Source organism: Streptomyces sp. NPDC111507 (assembly GCF_055638955.1).
The window spans coordinates 530,648-547,795 of sequence record NZ_JBVKBU010000005.1 but is presented as its reverse complement, the minus strand read 5'-3'; the positions used below and the strand labels follow the sequence as shown (position 1 = coordinate 547,795).

General features: G+C 71.0%; 13 protein-coding genes and 1 pseudogene. 9 read left to right on the top strand and 5 right to left on the bottom strand.

The window, feature by feature from the left end:
• Positions 1-125: 125 nt before the first annotated feature.
• The 3 genes from ACZ7M2_RS23725 to ACZ7M2_RS23715 all read left to right on the top strand — a co-directional run bounded on the left by ACZ7M2_RS23725 (position 126) and on the right by ACZ7M2_RS23715 (position 4,040).
• Positions 126-938: an SAM-dependent methyltransferase gene (locus ACZ7M2_RS23725; RefSeq protein ID WP_470059869.1), complete on the top strand. Its 813-nt coding sequence runs from the start codon at positions 126-128 to the stop codon at positions 936-938.
• The gene (locus tag ACZ7M2_RS23720; protein WP_471596931.1) at positions 935-3,070 is read left to right on the top strand and encodes a putative bifunctional diguanylate cyclase/phosphodiesterase; all 2,136 of its coding nucleotides are present in this window, start codon (positions 935-937) and stop codon (positions 3,068-3,070) included. The genes ACZ7M2_RS23725 and ACZ7M2_RS23720 overlap by 4 nt, the downstream gene beginning before the upstream one ends.
• 190 nt (positions 3,071-3,260) lie before the next feature.
• Positions 3,261-4,040, top strand: a complete 780-nt coding sequence (locus ACZ7M2_RS23715) for an SDR family NAD(P)-dependent oxidoreductase (protein ID WP_471596930.1) — start codon at positions 3,261-3,263, stop codon at positions 4,038-4,040.
• Between the two features lie 34 nt (positions 4,041-4,074).
• On the opposite strand, the gene ACZ7M2_RS23710 is transcribed toward ACZ7M2_RS23715, so the two are convergent.
• Positions 4,075-4,956, bottom strand: a complete 882-nt coding sequence (locus tag ACZ7M2_RS23710) for a LysR family transcriptional regulator (RefSeq protein ID WP_054227929.1) — start codon at positions 4,954-4,956, stop codon at positions 4,075-4,077.
• A 119-nt stretch (positions 4,957-5,075) separates the two neighbouring features.
• Here ACZ7M2_RS23710 and ACZ7M2_RS23705 point away from each other — a divergent pair, with 119 nt between their 5' ends.
• From ACZ7M2_RS23705 to ACZ7M2_RS23685, 5 genes are all read left to right on the top strand, one after another.
• Positions 5,076-5,747, top strand: a complete 672-nt coding sequence (locus tag ACZ7M2_RS23705; protein WP_471597023.1) for a succinate dehydrogenase — start codon at positions 5,076-5,078, stop codon at positions 5,745-5,747.
• A gap of 1 nt (position 5,748) precedes the next feature.
• Positions 5,749-7,707, top strand: a complete 1,959-nt coding sequence (locus ACZ7M2_RS23700) for a fumarate reductase/succinate dehydrogenase flavoprotein subunit (RefSeq protein WP_471596929.1) — start codon at positions 5,749-5,751, stop codon at positions 7,705-7,707.
• Positions 7,704-8,453 carry a succinate dehydrogenase/fumarate reductase iron-sulfur subunit gene (locus ACZ7M2_RS23695; protein ID WP_352049883.1) on the top strand — a complete coding sequence of 250 codons (750 nt, stop codon included), beginning with the start codon at positions 7,704-7,706 and terminating at the stop codon, positions 8,451-8,453. Before ACZ7M2_RS23700 ends, ACZ7M2_RS23695 begins: the two co-directional genes overlap by 4 nt.
• 313 nt (positions 8,454-8,766) lie before the next feature.
• On the top strand, positions 8,767-9,537 hold the full coding sequence (locus ACZ7M2_RS23690; RefSeq protein WP_471596928.1) for a GNAT family N-acetyltransferase: 771 nt from the start codon (positions 8,767-8,769) through the stop codon (positions 9,535-9,537).
• On the top strand, positions 9,537-10,346 hold the full coding sequence (locus tag ACZ7M2_RS23685) for a lysophospholipid acyltransferase family protein (RefSeq protein ID WP_403698275.1): 810 nt from the start codon (positions 9,537-9,539) through the stop codon (positions 10,344-10,346). The genes ACZ7M2_RS23690 and ACZ7M2_RS23685 overlap by 1 nt, the downstream gene beginning before the upstream one ends.
• A gap of 46 nt (positions 10,347-10,392) precedes the next feature.
• Here ACZ7M2_RS23685 and ACZ7M2_RS23680 read toward each other — a convergent pair whose 3' ends face one another.
• From ACZ7M2_RS23680 to ACZ7M2_RS23665, 4 genes and pseudogenes are all read right to left on the bottom strand, one after another.
• A complete protein-coding gene (locus ACZ7M2_RS23680) occupies positions 10,393-12,741 on the bottom strand; it encodes an ATP-binding cassette domain-containing protein (RefSeq protein WP_471596927.1) in 2,349 nt (782 codons plus the stop codon).
• Positions 12,742-12,787: 46 nt separating this feature from the next.
• On the bottom strand, positions 12,788-13,831 hold the full coding sequence (locus ACZ7M2_RS23675) for an LLM class flavin-dependent oxidoreductase (protein WP_471596926.1): 1,044 nt from the start codon (positions 13,829-13,831) through the stop codon (positions 12,788-12,790).
• A gap of 37 nt (positions 13,832-13,868) precedes the next feature.
• A complete protein-coding gene (locus ACZ7M2_RS23670) occupies positions 13,869-15,083 on the bottom strand; it encodes a glycosyltransferase family 39 protein (RefSeq protein ID WP_471596925.1) in 1,215 nt (404 codons plus the stop codon).
• Positions 15,084-15,243: 160 nt separating this feature from the next.
• Positions 15,244-15,946 (bottom strand): annotated as a pseudogene (locus tag ACZ7M2_RS23665) (NAD-dependent epimerase/dehydratase family protein).
• Between the two features lie 227 nt (positions 15,947-16,173).
• Between ACZ7M2_RS23665 and ACZ7M2_RS23660 the strand changes: the two are divergent.
• On the top strand, positions 16,174-17,142 hold the full coding sequence (locus ACZ7M2_RS23660; protein WP_471596924.1) for an aldo/keto reductase: 969 nt from the start codon (positions 16,174-16,176) through the stop codon (positions 17,140-17,142).
• Positions 17,143-17,148: the final 6 nt, after the last annotated feature.

Here is a 17,148-nt window from a genome sequence, read left to right as displayed (position 1 = left end):
GCCCGAGGCAGTGACGGTGAACGGACGGTCAATTTCCGTTTTGACTCGCTCCTTTGGCGGACGATCAGTAGCCTCAGCTCGAACACTGGATCGCCTACGTCGTCGACTACGCCTTGGAGAGATAGATGGAGCGTCCCGCCTGGGCCCCCCGCAGCATTGACATCTCGGTGCCGAGCGTGTCCCGTATCTATGACTACTACCTGGGCGGTTCGCACAACTTCGAGGTCGACCGGGAAGCCGCGCGCAAGGCGATGGAGTTCATGCCGGGACTGCCCAAGGTCATGCAGGCGAACAGGGCGTTCATGCGCCGTGCCGTGCGTTTCGCGGCCGACGAGGGCATCGACCAGTTCCTCGACATCGGCTCCGGCATCCCGACCTTCGGCAACGTCCACGAGATCGCCCAGACGGCCAGGCCCGGCGCGCACGTCGTGTACGTGGACCACGACCCGGTGGCCGTCGCGCACAGCCAGGCCGTCCTGCGGGACAACGAGGACGCGGACGTGGTCGCGGCCGATCTGCTCAAGCCCCAGGAGATCCTGGCGACTCCCCAGGTGCAGCGGTTGATCGACCTGAACCGTCCGGTGGCCCTCCTCCTCGTTGCCATACTGCACTTCGTGGAGGACGCGGACGACCCGTACGGTGCGGTGGCCGAGCTGCGCGACGCGCTGGCGCCGGGCAGCCTGCTCGTGCTCACGCATGCGTCGTACGAGGGAATCCCGCTCCCGCCGGAGCGGGCCGAGGGCGCGGTCGACGTGTACAAGGACATCCGCAACCCGCTGATCATGCGCTCGCGCGAGGAGATCGCGCGGTTCTTCGAGGGGTACGACATGGTGGAACCCGGTCTGGTGCCGATGCCGAGCTGGCGGCCCGACACGGCACCCGAGGACGAGGATCCTTATTCCTTCTCGGGGTTCGCAGGCGTGGGGCGCACGGCGTGAGCGGCGAACCGGACGGGCCGGAGGACAGACTGCGCAGGTTCGCGACGATCTGGAGCCGGGCGGTCTTTCCGGTCACCTCCACGTCGCTGACCCGGCCGGAGCTCGAGCAGCAACTCGTACCGCTCGCCAGGCTGTTGAGTGACGCGCTGAAGGCGAGGACCTTCGACGCGGCCGCGGGCCAGGCGGTCGGCGCCGCACTGGTCGCCGCGCACTGCACCGACCCCGAGGCGCTCAGCCGCAGCCTCGACTGCGTCGACGCCTATCTGGTGCTCTACTGCGGCGAGGACGGCCCCCAGGAGGCCCTGCGGACCCGCTCGGCGCGTCTGCAGCACGCCATGGCGGCGGGCTTCGCGGGGGCACTGCGGGAGCGGACGCTCGCCGAGCAGGAGGCCATCTCCCAGGCGGCGTTGAACGCGCGCAGCACGGTGGCCGAGGCGCTGCACGCGAGCGAGGCCCGGTTCCGCGCGGTCTTCGAGGGCGCGGCCATAGGAATCGGCATCGCCGACCTCGAAGGCAACATACTGCAGGTCAATGGAGCCCTGCTGCGTATGTTCGGCGGTTCCGAGCAAGGTGTGCGCGGCCGTAAGGTCTCCGAGTGGACGCATCCCGAGGACGCGCCCCAAGTCTGGCGGCTGTACGAGGAGTTGGTACGCGGCGAGCGTGAGCACTACCACGTCGAAAAAGCCTTCTACCGGCCCGACGGCACCGCCCTGTGGACCAACCTGACGGTGTCCCTGCTGCGCGACGCGGACGGCCGGCCGCAGTACCAGCTCGCGCTGATGGAGGACACCACCGAGCGGCGGCTGCTCAATCTGCGGCTGCGCTACGAGGCCACCCACGACGCGCTCACCGGTCTGCCCAACCGGACCCTCTTCTTCGAACGCCTGGAGAAGGCGGTGTCCGCGGGCAACGAGCAGCGCTTCGGCCTGTGCTACCTCGACCTCGACGGCTTCAAGACCATCAACGACAGCCTCGGGCACGCGGCGGGCGACCGGCTGCTCGTCGAGGTCGCCGACCGGTTGCAGTCCTGCGCGACCGCACCCGGCGAGATGGTCGCCCGGCTCGGCGGCGACGAGTTCGTGGCCCTCACCACCGGGCCCGACACCGAGCGCGAGGTGGACGCGCTCGCCGACCGCATCATGAACGCTCTCGTCACCCCGGTCCGCATCGACGGCCGGGAACTGACGGTCCGCGGCAGCATCGGCATCGTCGAGGGCCCGGCGGGTGAGCGCGGCCCGGCGGAGGTGCTGCGCAGCGCCGACATCACGATGTACCGCGCCAAGTCCGCGGGCGGCAACCGCTTCGAGCTCGCCGATCCCGAGGCCGACGCCCGCGCCATCACCCGGCACGGGCTCACCACGGCGCTGCCCGCGGCCCTGGACCGGGGCGAGTTCTTCATCGAGTACCAGCCGCTCGTGCACCTCGGCGACGGCAGCGTGCACGGCGCGGAGGCGCTGGTGCGCTGGCTGCACCCGCAGCACGGCGTCCTCGGCCCCGACCGGTTCATCCCGCTCGCCGAGCACACGGGGCTGATCGTGCCGCTGGGCCGGTGGGTCCTGGAGCAGTCGGTCCGCCAGGCCCGCCAGTGGCAGGAACGACACGCCGACTCGGGCCCGCTGCGGATCAACGTCAACCTGTCGCCCTGCCAGCTGACCCACCCGGGCCTGGTCCAGGACACGGTCGACATCCTGGAGCGTGAAGGCCTCGACGCCGAGGCGCTGTGTCTGGAGGTCACCGAGTCCGCACTGATCGGCGCCGACGACGATCTGCTGAAGCCGCTGCGCCGCCTGGCCGAGATGGGCGTCGACATCGCCCTCGACGACTTCGGCACCGGCTACTCCAACCTCGCCAATCTCCGCCGCCTGCCCGTGAGCATCCTCAAGCTGGACCGCTCCTTCACCCAGGGCATGCAGCAGTTCCCGGCGGACCCCGTCGACCTCAAGATCGTCGAGGGCATCGTTTCGCTCGCCCACAGCCTCGACCTCGCGGTCACCGTGGAGGGCGTCGAAACGGGCGCACAGGCCGAGCAGTTGCGGATACTGGGCTGCGACACGGCCCAGGGCTGGTACTACGCCCGCCCGGGCCCACCGGAGCGGCTGCACGAACTGGCCCTGGTGGACGCCACAGGCTGAGGCTTCGGGCGCGGCGTGGTCTCCTGGAACGGAGGCCGTGCCGCTGTCCGCGCACCCGTGACCGGCGCAGCGGCCGGCGCAGGCCCGCGAACGTCAGCTGCGTCTCGGCCTCCACGCCGACCGTCGGACGACGCCCTCCGTGAGGGCCCTGGATGTCGCCGTAGCGGAGCAATCGAAGGAGCTGAGAAGGATGGGCAGGCAACTCCAGGGAAAAACCGCCGTCGTCACCGGCGCGAGCAAGGGCATCGGACTGGCCGTCGCCGAGGCGCTGGCCGGGGCGGGGGCGACGGTGATCGCGGGGTCGCGCACCACGACGGCGGGTCTCGACGCGCTGGTCAAGCAGGGCGGTGTGTCCTGGGTACCGGTCGACCTGGCCGAACCCGGTGCCGCCGAGCGTCTCGTGGCGGCGGCGGACGGCCGGCTGGACATCCTGGTCAACAACGTCGGCGCGGCCCCCGCCCGCATGGGCGGATTCCTGTCGGTGACCGACGAGGACTGGCAGCGCACGGTCGATCTGAACCTCCTCACGGCCGTAAGGGTCACCCGCGCCGCCCTGCCCCTGATGCTGTCCGCAGGGCAGGGCTCGGTCGTGACGGTCGCCTCGGTCAACGCCACCCTGCCCGACCCGATGGTGATCGACTACAGCGCGGGCAAGGCCGCGCTGGTCGCGTTCTCCAAGGCGCTGTCCAAGGAGGTCGGCCCCCAGGGCATCCGGGTCAACACCGTCAGCCCGGGCCCGGTGGAGACCGAGCTGTGGCTCGGCGGCGACGGGGTGGCGGCCACGGTCTCGGCAGCCGCCGGGATCACCCCGGACGACGTGGTCGCCCAGGCGTCCAGTGCCACGGTCACCGGCCGCTTCTCCCAGCCGTCCGAGGTCGCCGACCTGGTCCTCTTCCTCGCCGGCGACCAGTCCCGCAACATCACCGGCAGCGACTTCGTCATCGACGGCGGCTTCATCCCGACCTGGTGACGTACCGGCCGGCCTCCTGAGCCCCCTGCGCCGGTCAGCGTTCCAGCAGCATCCGCTGGAGCTCGCGGGCCGCGCGCGGCGGAGCCACATCGCTGCGGTGGGCCAGGGCGATGACGCGGTGGAGTCCGGGGCGTGCGAGCGGTGTCACCCGCAGGCCACGTCCCGAGCGCGTCGCGACCATGCGCGGGACGACGGCCACGCCGAGCCCCGCCCTGACGAAACCCAGCACCGCGTCCATCTCGCCGCCCTCGACGGCGAAGTCCGGCTCGAAGCCCTCGGCACGGCAGGCGGCGACGGTCAGTTCCCGCAGGTCGTAGCCGTGCCGGAACATCACGAGGCGTTCGCCCTCCAGGTCGGGGATGCGCACGGTGCGACCGGTCCCCGGCGCGGGCGCATCCGGTGAGGACACCACGACCAGGTCCTCACGCAGCAGCTCCACCGTCGTCAGTGCCGGGGAGGGGGTGGGCAGCGGGAGGACGACCAGGGCGAGATCCAACGCGCCGCGCGCGAGTTCCCGCACGAGATCGTGGGAGCCGCCCTCCTCGATCAGCAGCCGGATACCTGGATAGCGGTCGTGGAAGGCGCGCAGGACGTCCGGAAGCAGGCCGGTGCACACGCTCGGCGTCGCGCCCAGGCGGACCCGGCCGCTGCGCAGCTGGGCCAGTTCCTGAACCTCGTGCCGGGCCGTGTCCGCGTCGGCGAGGATGCGCCGGGCCAGTGGCAGCAGCGCCTCGCCCGCGTCCGTCAGCGTGATGTTGCCCCGCGCGCGGAGGAAGAGGTCCGCCCCCAACTCCCGTTCCAGCGCCTTGATCTGCTGGGAAAGGGACGGCTGGGCGACATGGACCAGATCGGCGGCCCGGGTGAAGTGCCGGGTCTCGGCGACCGCCACGAAGTACTGGAGCTGCTGGAACTGCATCCCTCCATCATAGGATCCAGCTATCGAAACGAGCCGGACCATGTCTTGGACCGATCGGCACCCGTGGCCCTAGCTTCTGAGACATGGCTCTGGCAACGCGGACGGACCGACGACCGTCGATGACGCGCACCGTGTGGGACAGCTCCGTCGGGAAGAAGACCGTGATGGCGGTCAGCGGCCTGATCATGCTGATGTACCTGGTCGTACACATGTTCGGCAACCTGAAGATCTTCTTCGGTGCGGGCGACTTCAATCACTACGCCCACTGGCTGCGCACCCTCGGTGAGCCCTTCCTGCACTACGAGTGGGCCCTGTGGATCATCCGCGTGGTCCTGGTCGTCGCCGTCGTCGCCCACGCCACCGCCGCGTACCAGCTCAGCCGCCGCGACATCAGGGCGCGCCCGAACAAGTACGTCCACAAGAAGCCCAGGTCCAGCTACGCGACCCGCACGATGCGCTGGGGCGGGATCATCCTCGGCCTGTTCATCGTCTGGCACATCCTCGACCTGACGACCGGCACCGCGCACCCCGGCGGCTTCCAGCCCGGACACCCGTACCAGAACGTGATCGACACCTTCTCGACCTGGTACGGCGACGTGATCTACATCGTCGCGATGCTCGCGCTCGGCCTGCACATCCGGCACGGCTTCTGGAGTGCCGCACAGACCCTGGGCGCCGGCAACCGCAGGCGCGACCGCGCCCTCAAGACCATCGCCGACGTCCTCGCGCTGGTGCTGACGGTGGGCTTCATCTCCGTACCCGTCGGTGTCATGACCGGATTGGTGAGCTGACATGACCGCAGCCTCTGAATACGCCGCGTACTCGACCGGTGCGCCCGTCGTCGACAGCAAGGCCCCCGAGGGCCCGGTCAACGAGCGCTGGGACACCCGTCGCTTCGAGGCCAAGCTCGTCAACCCCGCCAACCGGCGCAAGCACACGGTGATCGTGGTCGGTACCGGCCTCGCGGGCGGCTCGGCGGGCGCCACGCTCGCCGAGCAGGGCTACCACGTCGTCCAGTTCTGCTACCAGGACTCGCCCCGCCGCGCCCACTCGATCGCGGCCCAGGGCGGCATCAACGCGGCGAAGAACTACCGCAACGACGGCGACTCCGTCCACCGGTTGTTCTACGACACCGTCAAGGGCGGAGACTTCCGGGCCCGCGAGTCCAACGTCCACCGTCTCGCGCAGATCTCGGTCGAGATCATCGACCAGTGCGTCGCTCAGGGCGTGCCCTTCGCGCGGGAGTACGGGGGTCTGCTCGACACCCGTTCCTTCGGCGGTGTCCAGGTGTCCCGCACCTTCTACGCCCGTGGCCAGACCGGCCAGCAGCTCCTGCTCGGCGCCTACCAGGCCCTGTCGCGGCAGATCGCGGCCGGCAACATCGAGATGCATCCGCGCACCGAGATGCTCGACCTGATCGTGGTCGACGGACGGGCGCGCGGCATCGTGGCGCGGGATCTCGTCACCGGCCGGATCGACACGTACTACGCGGACGCCGTCGTCCTGGCCAGCGGTGGCTACGGCAACGTCTTCTACCTGTCGACGAACGCCATGAACTCCAACGCCACCGCGGTCTGGCGGGCGCACCGGCGCGGCGCCTACTTCGCGAACCCCTGCTTCACCCAGATCCACCCCACCTGCATCCCGCGCACCGGCGACCACCAGGCCAAGCTCACCCTGATGAGCGAGTCACTGCGCAACGACGGCCGTATCTGGGTCCCCAAGGCCCAGGGCGACACCCGCCCGCCGAACGAGATCCCCGAGGACGAGCGCGACTACTACCTGGAGCGGATCTACCCCTCCTTCGGCAACCTGGTCCCGCGCGACATCGCCTCCCGCGCCGCGAAGAACGTCTGCGACGAGGGCCGCGGCGTCGGTCCGGGCGGACAGGGCGTCTACCTGGACTTCGCCGACGCGATCGGGCGGATGGGCAGGGCGAAGGTCGAGGAGAAGTACGGCAACCTCTTCGACATGTACGCCCGGATCACCGCCGAGGACCCGTACACCGTGCCGATGCGGATCTACCCGGCCGTGCACTACACGATGGGCGGACTGTGGGTCGACTACGACCTCCAGACCACGATCCCGGGCCTGTTCGCGATCGGCGAGGCCAACTTCTCCGACCACGGCGCCAACCGCCTCGGCGCCTCGGCCCTGATGCAGGGCCTCGCCGACGGCTACTTCGTGCTGCCGTCGACCATCAACGACTATCTCGCCCGCAACCCGCACCACGCTGAGGTGACGGACGAACACCCCGCCGTGCAGGAGGTGCTGGCCGAGACCGAGGACCGGCTGCGGCTGCTCCTCGCCGTCGACGGCGACCGCACCCCCGACTCCTTCCACCGCGAACTCGGCGAACTCATGTGGGAGTTCTGCGGCATGGCCCGCACCGAAACGGGTCTGCGCAAGGCCCTGGAGCGCATCCCGCAGATCCGCGAGGAGTTCTGGCGGCGCATCAAGGTCCCCGGCACCGGCGAGGAGTTCAATCAGTCCCTGGAAAAGGCCAACCGCGTCGTCGACTACATCGAGCTCGCCGAGCTGATGTGCCTCGACGCGCTGCACCGGTCCGAGTCCTGCGGCGGCCACTTCCGCGAGGAGTCCCAGACCCCGGACGGCGAGGCCGCCCGCAAGGACGAGGAGTTCTCGTACGCGGCCGCCTGGGAGTTCACCGACACCGGCACCGCGCCCGTCCTGCACAAGGAAGACCTGGTCTTCGAGTACGTCCACCCCACCCAGCGGAGCTACGCATGAAGCTCACCCTGCGCGTCTGGCGCCAGAAGAACGCCGACGCCGACGGAGCGATGTCCACGTACGAGGTGGACGACATCTCGGCCGACATGTCCTTCCTGGAGATGCTCGACACCCTCAACGAGGAACTCATCCTCAAGGGCGAGGACCCCGTCGCCTTCGACCACGACTGCCGCGAGGGCATCTGCGGCGCGTGCAGCCTGGTCATCAACGGCGACGCCCACGGACCCGAGCGCACCACCACCTGCCAGCTGCACATGAGGTCCTTCCAGGACGGCGACACCATCGACGTCGAACCCTGGCGTGCCTCCGCCTTCCCGGTCGTCAAGGACCTCGTGGTGGACCGCTCGGCCTTCGACCGGATCATCCAGGCCGGCGGGTACATCACCGCCCCCACCGGCGCCGCGCCCGAGGCCCACGCGGCGCCCGTACCGAAGCCGGACGCCGACTTCGCGTTCGAGCACGCCGAGTGCATCGGCTGCGGTGCGTGTGTGGCCGCCTGCCCCAACGGGGCCGCGATGCTCTTCACCTCGGCCAAGATCAACCACCTGAACGTCTTGCCACAGGGGGCGCCCGAGCGGGAGACGCGGGTGCTGGACATGGTGGCGCAGATGGACGAGGAGGGGTTCGGAGGGTGCACGTTGGCCGGGGAGTGCGCGACCGCCTGCCCGAAGGGGATTCCGTTGGTTTCCATCACCGGGATGAACAAGGAGTGGCTGCGGGCTGCGCGTAAAGCGGGGAAGCGGTAAGGCAGGGTTTCGGCTGCGCGTCGTGGGGGCTGGGCGCGCAGTTCCCCGCGCCCCTTGAGGGGCGCTGTTGCCGACCCCGATTGTTAGGTAGACGTTCGCCGGGAAGGTGCGGACGGGCGGGGCCGGGAGTGGTGCTCATTCCCGGTCCCGTCTCGCATTCGGGGGAATCGCCTGGCATTCAACATCCCCACATCCTGGCTCCTGGCACAGGTCACGCGCAGGCCAACCGGCATCGGAAGAACAGGAGCGCGCGGGCCGTACCGAACCGGTCTGCCGCCGCTGTGCCGAACCGGCCCGTGACCAGGAGAGTGCCATGACCGGCGTTTCCACCCTCGACAGCCCCCCGCAGCCCCTGGCCCCCACCCGCTACACCGTCTCCCTCGCCCGTACCGAGGCCGACGTCCGGGCCGCGCAGCGGCTGCGGCACGACGTCTTCGCCGGGGAGATGGGCGCCCTGCTGACCACGCCGCAGCCGGGGCTCGACATCGACGCCTTCGACGCCTACTGCGATCACCTACTGGTCCGTGACACGCTGACCGACCAGGTCGTCGGCACCTACCGCCTGCTGCCCCCGGAGCGCGCCGCGATCGCCGGCCGGCTCTACTCGGAGGGCGAGTTCGACGTGACCCCGCTCGACGCGATCCGCCCGGGACTCGTCGAGGTCGGGCGCTCCTGCGTGCACCCCGACCACCGCGACGGCGCCGTCATCGGCCTCATCTGGGCCGGGATAGCCCGTTACATGGTCGAGGGCGGCCACGAGTGGCTCGCAGGCTGCTGTTCGATCCCGCTCGCCGACGGAGGCGAGCTCGCGGCCGGAACCTGGGACCGGGTGCAGGCCAAGCACCTGGCACCCGAGGAGTACCGGGTACGACCGCTGCTGCCCTGGACCGCGGAGGGTGTCACCCGCCAGGTCCGCACCGAACTGCCCCCGCTCCTGCGCGGCTATCTGCGGCTCGGCGCCTGGGTCTGCGCCGCACCCGCGCACGACCCGGACTTCGGGGTCGCGGACCTGTTCGTGCTGCTGTCGATGCGCCGGGTCAACCCGCGCTATCTGCGGCACTTCCTCTCGCTCGTCCCGGCCTGATGAGCGTCTGGCTGCCCAGCGCGCCCTGCACCCCCAGGGCGTGCGTCGAGGCGACGGGGTCCGCCACGGCCGTACCGCGTGCCGTGCTGCGGCTCGCGGCGGTCCTGGTCGTGGTCGCCACCGGGGTCGTGCTGTTGCCGCTCGGCGGGCGGATCCCCGCCGAGCCGGTACGGCGCTGGTGCCGTGCGATCGTGCGGGCCGCGGGTGTCCGCGTCCGGATCACCGGCCCCGCCGTCCCCACCGGCGGGCTGCTGATCGTCGCCAACCACATCTCCTGGCTGGACATCCCGCTCCTCGCCGCCGTCCGGCCGGCCAGGATGCTCGCCAAGTCCGAGATCCGGCAGTGGCCGGTGGCGGGACCGCTGGCCGCGCGCGGCGGCGTCCTGTTCATCGAACGCGACCGGCTGCGCGCGCTGCCGGACACGGTGGCGCGGATCGCCGGGCTGCTGCGCGACGGGGCGGCCGTCGTGGCCTTCCCGGAGGGCAGCACCTGGTGCGGCAGGGCGCAGGGACACTTCCGGCGGGCCGTCTTCCAGGCCGCGCTCGACGCGGGGGTGCCGGTCCAGCCGGTGCACATCCACTACCGGCTCGCCGGGGGAGTGGCGAGCACCGCGCCCGCCTTCGTCGGGAACGACTCGCTGCTCGCCTCCCTGTGGCGGGTGGCCTCGGCACGCGGGCTGGTGGCGGAGGTCGAGGTACGGCCCACGCTCGTCCCGGGCAGCCACCCGGATCGCCGGGAGCTGGCCCGCGCGGCGCAAGGGGGGTTGCATTCCCAGGGCGCACGCGCGTCGGCCCTCGCCCATCGCTGACGTATCAGGGTGCGGCGACCTGAAGGGACGGGGCCGGTGGTAGGGGCTATCGGCCCCGAGCGAGTGCCCGGGTGAGGTAAGGAGCCGTCGTGCTGCCCTCCGTCCGCGCCACCTCGGCCGGGGGGCCCGCGGCCACGATCCGGCCGCCCGCGTCCCCGCCGCCAGGACCCAGGTCGATCACCCAGTCCGCGCCCGCGACCACCGACATGTCGTGCTCGACGACCACGACGGTGTGTCCCGCGTCGACCAGGCCGTGCAACTGGCGCATCAGCACCTCCACATCGGCGGGGTGCAGCCCGGTCGTCGGCTCGTCGAGGAGGTAGAGGGTGTGCCCCCGGCGGACCCGCTGCAACTCGCCCGCCAGCTTGATGCGTTGGGCCTCGCCGCCGGACAACTCCGTGGCGGGCTGGCCCAGTCGCAGATAGCCCAGACCCACGTCGAGGAGCGTGGCGAGGCTACGGGCGACGGGCGCGGTGTCGGCGAAGAACTCCGCCGCGGCCTGCACCGTCATGTCCAGGACCTGCGCGATGTTCCGCCCGCGGTACGTCACCTCGAGCGTCTCGGGGTTGTAGCGCGCCCCGTCGCAGTCCGGGCAGGGAGCGTAGGTGCTCGGCAGGAACAGCAGCTCCACGCTCACGAACCCCTCGCCCTGGCAGGTCTCGCAGCGCCCGCCCGCGACGTTGAAGGAGAAGCGCCCCACCCCGTAGCCGCGCCTTCGCGCTTCCTCCGCCCTGGCGAAGACCTTGCGCACGACATCGAAGAGGCCCGTGTAGGTGGCGAGATTCGAGCGCGGGGTACGGCCGATGGGCTTCTGATCGACGGAGACGAGCCGTCCCACCCCCGCCAGCTCCTCGGTCACCTCGCCGATGAGGGTGGACTTGCCCGAGCCGGAGACACCCGTGACGGCGGTCAGCACACCGAGCGGGAACGCGGCGCTCACTCCGCGCAGGTTGTGGCGACTCACCGGCCCGACCTTCAACTGCCCTTGTGGGGAGCGGACTTCACGTTCCGGCGCGAGGGAGCGGTCGAAGAGGAAGCGGGCCGTGGCCGACTCCGCCACCCCGGCCAGCTCCGCCACCGGACCGCTGTGCAGCACCCGCCCGCCGTGCTCACCCGCCCGCGGACCGACGTCGACGAGCCAGTCGGCACCCCGTACGACATCCAGATGGTGCTCGACCACGAACACCGAGTTGCCCGCCGCCTTCAGCCGGTCCAGGACCGTGAGCAGGGCCTCCGTGTCCGCCGGGTGCAGACCCGCGGACGGTTCGTCGAGGACGTACACGACACCGAACAGACCGGAGCGCAACTGCGTGGCCAGCCGCAGTCGTTGCAGCTCGCCCGCGGAGAGGGTCGGGGTGGCCCGGTCGAGGCTGAGGTAACCGAGGCCGAGTTCGGCGACGGGGGCGATCCGTGCCCGCAGGTCGTCGGTGAGGACGCGGGCCGCCTCTCCCCGGGGCTCCAGGGTCCTGGCCAGCTCGGACAGCGGCAACGCCGCCAGTTCGGCGATCGTGCGGCCCGCGAAGGTCACCGCCAGCGCCTCGGGACGCAGCCGGCCGCCGCCGCACACCGGGCACGGGGCGCTGGTCAGGAACCGCTCGACTCTGGCCCGCAGCGTCGGGCTCTTCGAATCGGAGAACGTCTTCATGACATAGCGCCGGGCGCTCATGTACGTGCCCTGGTAGGGGCGTTGGATCCGGTCCGCGTCCCGTACCGGATGCACGGTGACGACCGGCTGCTCGTCCGTGAACAGGATCCACTCCCGCTGCTCGGCCGGCAGTTCGCGCCACGGCCGGTCCACGTCGTACCCCAGTGCGTCGAGGACGTCGCGCAGGTTCTTGCCCTGCCAGGCGCCGGGCCACGCGGCGATCGCGCCCGCGCGGACCGACAGCGAAGGGTCCGGGACCAGCGACTCCTCGGTCGTACGGTGGACCCGGCCGAGACCGTGGCACTCCGGGCAGGCCCCGGCGGCGGTGTTCGGCGAGAAGGCGTCCGAGTCGAGGCGTTCGGCGCCCTGCGGATAGTCGCCCGCGCGTGAGAACAGCATCCGCAGGGAGTTGGAGAGGTTGGTGACCGTGCCCACGGACGAGCGCGAGGTGGGCGCCGAGCGGCGCTGCTGGAGCGAGACCGCGGGCGGCAGCCCGGTGATGTCCCCGACCTTCGGCGCCCCGACCTGGTGGATCAGCCGTCGCGCGTACGGCGCCACCGACTCGAAATAGCGGCGCTGGGCCTCCGCGTAGATCGTGCCGAACGCCAGCGAGGACTTGCCCGAGCCCGAGACCCCGGTGAAGACCACGAGGACGTCGCGCGGGATGTCGACGTCCACACCCTGGAGGTTGTGCTCGCGGGCGCCCCGCACACGGACGTACGCGTCGTGGCGGCGGTGCGGGTCGGACATCGACGGGACTCCTGGCGGGGGGTGGCTCGGGGCAAACCCCACGATTCTAGGCCGCGGTCAGTCCCGCGACCCGGGCGAGCCTCCGGAAGGAGTCCAGCAGGGCCCCGCGGTCGTACGTACTGGTCGTGACCAGCACCTCCTGCGCGCCGGTCTCCTCGATCAGCATCTCCAGCTCGTGCTCGACCTGCTTCTCGGTGCCCGAGATCTGCCCCGCGAGCGCCGACTCGTAGAAATGCCGCTCCTTGCCGTTCATCGGGAGATCCTCGACCCGCTCGGCGGGCGGCAGCGGCGGGAAGGTGCCGTGCGTGCGGGCGTACGCCATCGACCACGCCTCGGGGAGGAGCAACCGCATCGCCTCGTCCGGGGTCTCGGCGACCGCGACGGCGCCGGAGACGACGACGTACGGCTCCGCCGCCCACACGGAGGGGCGGAACGTCGCGCGGTAGTGGTCGATCCCGCGCCGCATCTTCTCCCGGTTCCGGATGTCCCCGATGACCAGGGGCAGGCCCGCGCGCGCCGCGATCGTGGCGCCCTCGTTCAGGGCGAGCACGAAGGGCGGCACGGTCAGCCCCTCCGAGGGGCGCGCGTGCACCCCCGTCGGCGACGGGCCGTGGAACCAGCCGAGCAGCTCGTCGAGCTGCCCCGCGAAGTCGTCGGCGACGTCCTTGTCCCGCCCCAGCGCCCTGCGCACGCCGTCCGTGAAGCCGACCGAACGCCCGAGCCCCATGTCGATCCGCCCGGGGAACAGGGACTCGAGCACACCGAACTGCTCGGCCACGACCAGGGGCTGGTGGTTGGGCAGCATCACCCCGCCGGTACCGACCCGGATCGTCCGGGTGGCGGCGGCGACCGCGGCGGCCAGCACGGTGGGCGCGGACCCGGCGACCCCGGGCACACCATGGTGCTCCGAGACCCAGATCCGGTGGTATCCGAGCCCTTCCAGCTCCTGGGCCAGACGCACGGTGTCCCGCAGCGCCTCGGCGGCGTCGTGCCCCTCGCGGGTGCGTGAGCGGTCAAGGACGGAGAAACGCGTCGCTGCGAGGCGGGAGTGCCGTCCCGGTGGACCCGCGTGATCGTGTGGGTTCGGCATGACTCCTCGGATGATACGGACCTCGCCGCACCGGCGGTCACAGGGCCTGGTGCGAAATCGTCAGCAGATAGGTGCCGTAGAAGAGGGAGAAACCGGCCAGGCCGATGAGCAGGACGACGACCGTGCGCCGCTGGGCGCGGGCCAGGGAGAGGGCGAACGGCAGCAGCAGGGGGAAGGCGGGCAGCAGCAGTCGGGGTCTGCTCGTGAAGAAGTGGGCGTCGCCGAGGGCGATGACGAGGAGAATCCCCGAGTACACGAGAAGCGGCAGCGGCTGTCGGTCCAGGACGCCGAGGACGAACAGCAGGACGCAGCCGAGGACGATTCCGGCGGAGAGATAGACGACCAGGGTGTCGTGCCCGACGATCAGGTGTTTGAACATGTGCGCGGTGTAGCGACCGAAGTCGAACCGTGAGCCCCACAGACTCTGCACCCGGAAGTAGCCGGTCAGGTCGTGTGTGCGCAGCCCCACCCAGGCGACGTACCCGAGCCACCCGACGGGCGCCAGGAGGAGGGCCACCCAGGCGCGCGGGACGGTGGGTCTCCCGTCGCGGCGGCGCTGCCAGAGGTGGGCGGCGGCGGCCGTGACGACGGCGGCGGCCACGGTGAAACCGTTGGGGCGGCACAGCCCGGCCAGCGCGGCCAGTGTCCCGGCGATCAGCCAGCGGTGGGTCAGCGCCGCGTAGAGCGCCCAGGCGGCGAAGGCCGTCATGAGGGACTCGGTGTACGCCATGGTCAGCACCACGGCGTGCGGCAGCAGCGCCCACAGTGCCGCGAGCGCCAGGCCGACCCGCCGTCCGTGCAGCAGCTCACCGACCGCGTACAGGCCCCAGGCGGCCACGGCGGCGGCGAACCAGGAGATGACGAGCGCGGCGTTGACCGGACCGATCGGCAGGACCGTGTTCAGGCCGTGGATCAGTCCGGGGAAGAGCGGGAAGAACGCCAGGTCGTTGTAGATGACCCCGTGGCCGGATTTGGCGACGACGATCGTGCCGTAGCCGTACCGGGCGATGTGCCAGTACCAGCCGCCGTCCCATTCCAGACCGAGCACGTTGCGCGGGTGCCGGCCCAGGTGCAGTGACCAGGCGGTCACCATGGCCACGCCCGTCAGCCGCGCGGCGGCGAACAGCCACAGTGCCGGCAGCGCCCGCTTCAGTTCGCCCCGCCATTGCCACACCTCGGGCGAGGCGGCAGGCGACGCGGGCACGAACTGCCGCGTGGGTCTGCCGCTCACCGTCTGGGGGCCGTCTTCCATACCGACCTCCTCGTCGCCCTGCTAGAGGGAATGGCCGGGGACGGGGTTCCACCGGTGGGAAGATCCTGACTTCATGGGACACGACGGTCCCGGCCGGCGCATTCCGGCCCGGCACGGACGGGTGAGGAGGTCGCCGGGTTCGAACCGCTCGCGCGGCCGTTCAGCCGTCGAAGTAGTGGCCTGCTTCGAGGTCCGGGACGAGCGCGGGGTGCTCGGGACGCCATCCGAGCAGCTTCTGGGTCAGGACGCTCGAGGTCGGGTTGTCGAGCGGCACGGCGGCGGCGAGAAAGCCGAACCGCCGGCTCGCGTCCTCAGTCCACCGCGAGCCGGAACAGGCGCGCCGCATCGAGCCGGTGCACGGCGGGCCGGCGGTTCGATCCGCCGCCGACGAAGGCCGACACGCCGCTCTCGCGGGCGATGCCGATCAGGCTCGGGACGAAGCCCTTGTCGCCCTCGCCGTGCACGGTCGGTGAAAGCCGCACGACCGAAGCGCGCACCCCGCGCGAGGCCAGCGCCATGGCCGCGCTCTCCGATGCGATCCGGGGTGCCACCGACCCGGGATCGGGCGTGATCTCCTCGGTCCCGAGGCGACCCGGCGCCATCATGGTGAGCATCAGGGTCCCCGAGGTCACCACGAGCGGCTTGCCGGTTCCTTCGAGCGCCGCTCCGAGCGTCTCGACGGCACGCAGGTCCAGCTTGCCGCAGGCGACGTAGTCCGAGAAGTCGTGGTGGAAGGCCAGATGGATGACGCCGTCCGCCGCGGCGGCGGTGTCCGAGCGGGCGAGGCCGACGACCTGATGCCCCGCTTCGAGAAGTTCACGGACGACGGCGGAACCGAGCACCCCGGTGCGGCATCCGGCGATACGTACGAGGCATCACCACAGCTCGGACCGTGGCACGCACCCATGCCGCCGCGCGGTCCACCCGCGCCCGCCGTTCGTCGTACGAACTCCTCGGCGGCAGGTACTGCGCCGCGCCCCCGCGACTAAGCGAACGGCGATCGGGAATGGCTTTCCCGGAGCTCTTGTCGGCGGCTCGCCGCGGCCGGGTCGGCGGGAGCCCTTCCACCCCACGGAAAGCAGGAGTGAACATGCAGTACGTGAAGCTCGGTTCCACGGGCCTGGACGTGTCCCGGATCTGCCTGGGCTGCATGAGTTTCGGGCTGCCCGGCCGAGGGCCGCACGCGTGGACGCTCGACGACGAGGGTGCCCGCCCCCTGATCCGCCGCGCGCTGGACGCCGGGATCACCTTCTTCGACACGGCGAACGTGTACTCCGACGGAACGAGCGAGGAGATCGTCGGCCGCGCGCTGGCGGAGTTCGCGCGCCGCGACGAGATCGTCATCGCCACCAAGGTGAACGGTGCGATGCACGACGGCCCCAACGGGCGTGGCCTGTCCCGCAAGGCCGTCATGACGGAGATCGACAACAGCCTGCGCCGCCTGGGCACCGACTACGTGGACCTGTACCAGATCCACCGCTTCGACCCCGCCACTCCCGTCGAGGAGACGATGGAGGCCCTCCACGACGTGGTGAAGGCGGGCAAGGCCCGTTACATCGGGGCGAGTTCGATGTACGCGTGGCAGTTCTCCAAGGCCCAGTACACGGCCCGGCTGAACGGCTGGACGCGGTTCGTGTCCATGCAGAACCACTACAACCTCCTCTATCGCGAGGAGGAGCGCGAGATGCTGCCGCTCTGCGCGGACCAGGGCGTCGGCGTACTGCCCTGGAGCCCGCTCGCCCGCGGTCGGCTCACCCGCGACTGGGACGTCAGCACCGAGCGCAGCCGCACCGACGAGTACGGCAAGCGGCTCTACCAGCCGGGCGACCGCGAGATCGTCGACGCCGTCGCCCGGATCGCCGCCGAGCGTGACATCCCGCGGGCCCGGATCGCCCTCGCCTGGCTGCTGCGCCAGAGCACCGTGACCGCGCCCATCATCGGCGCCACCAAGGTGGGGCACGTCGACGACGCGGTGGCCGCCCTCGACGTGGAACTCTCGGAGAAGGAGATCGAGCAGCTGGAGGAGCCGTACACGCCTCGCGCGATCAGCGGGCACTGACCGCGG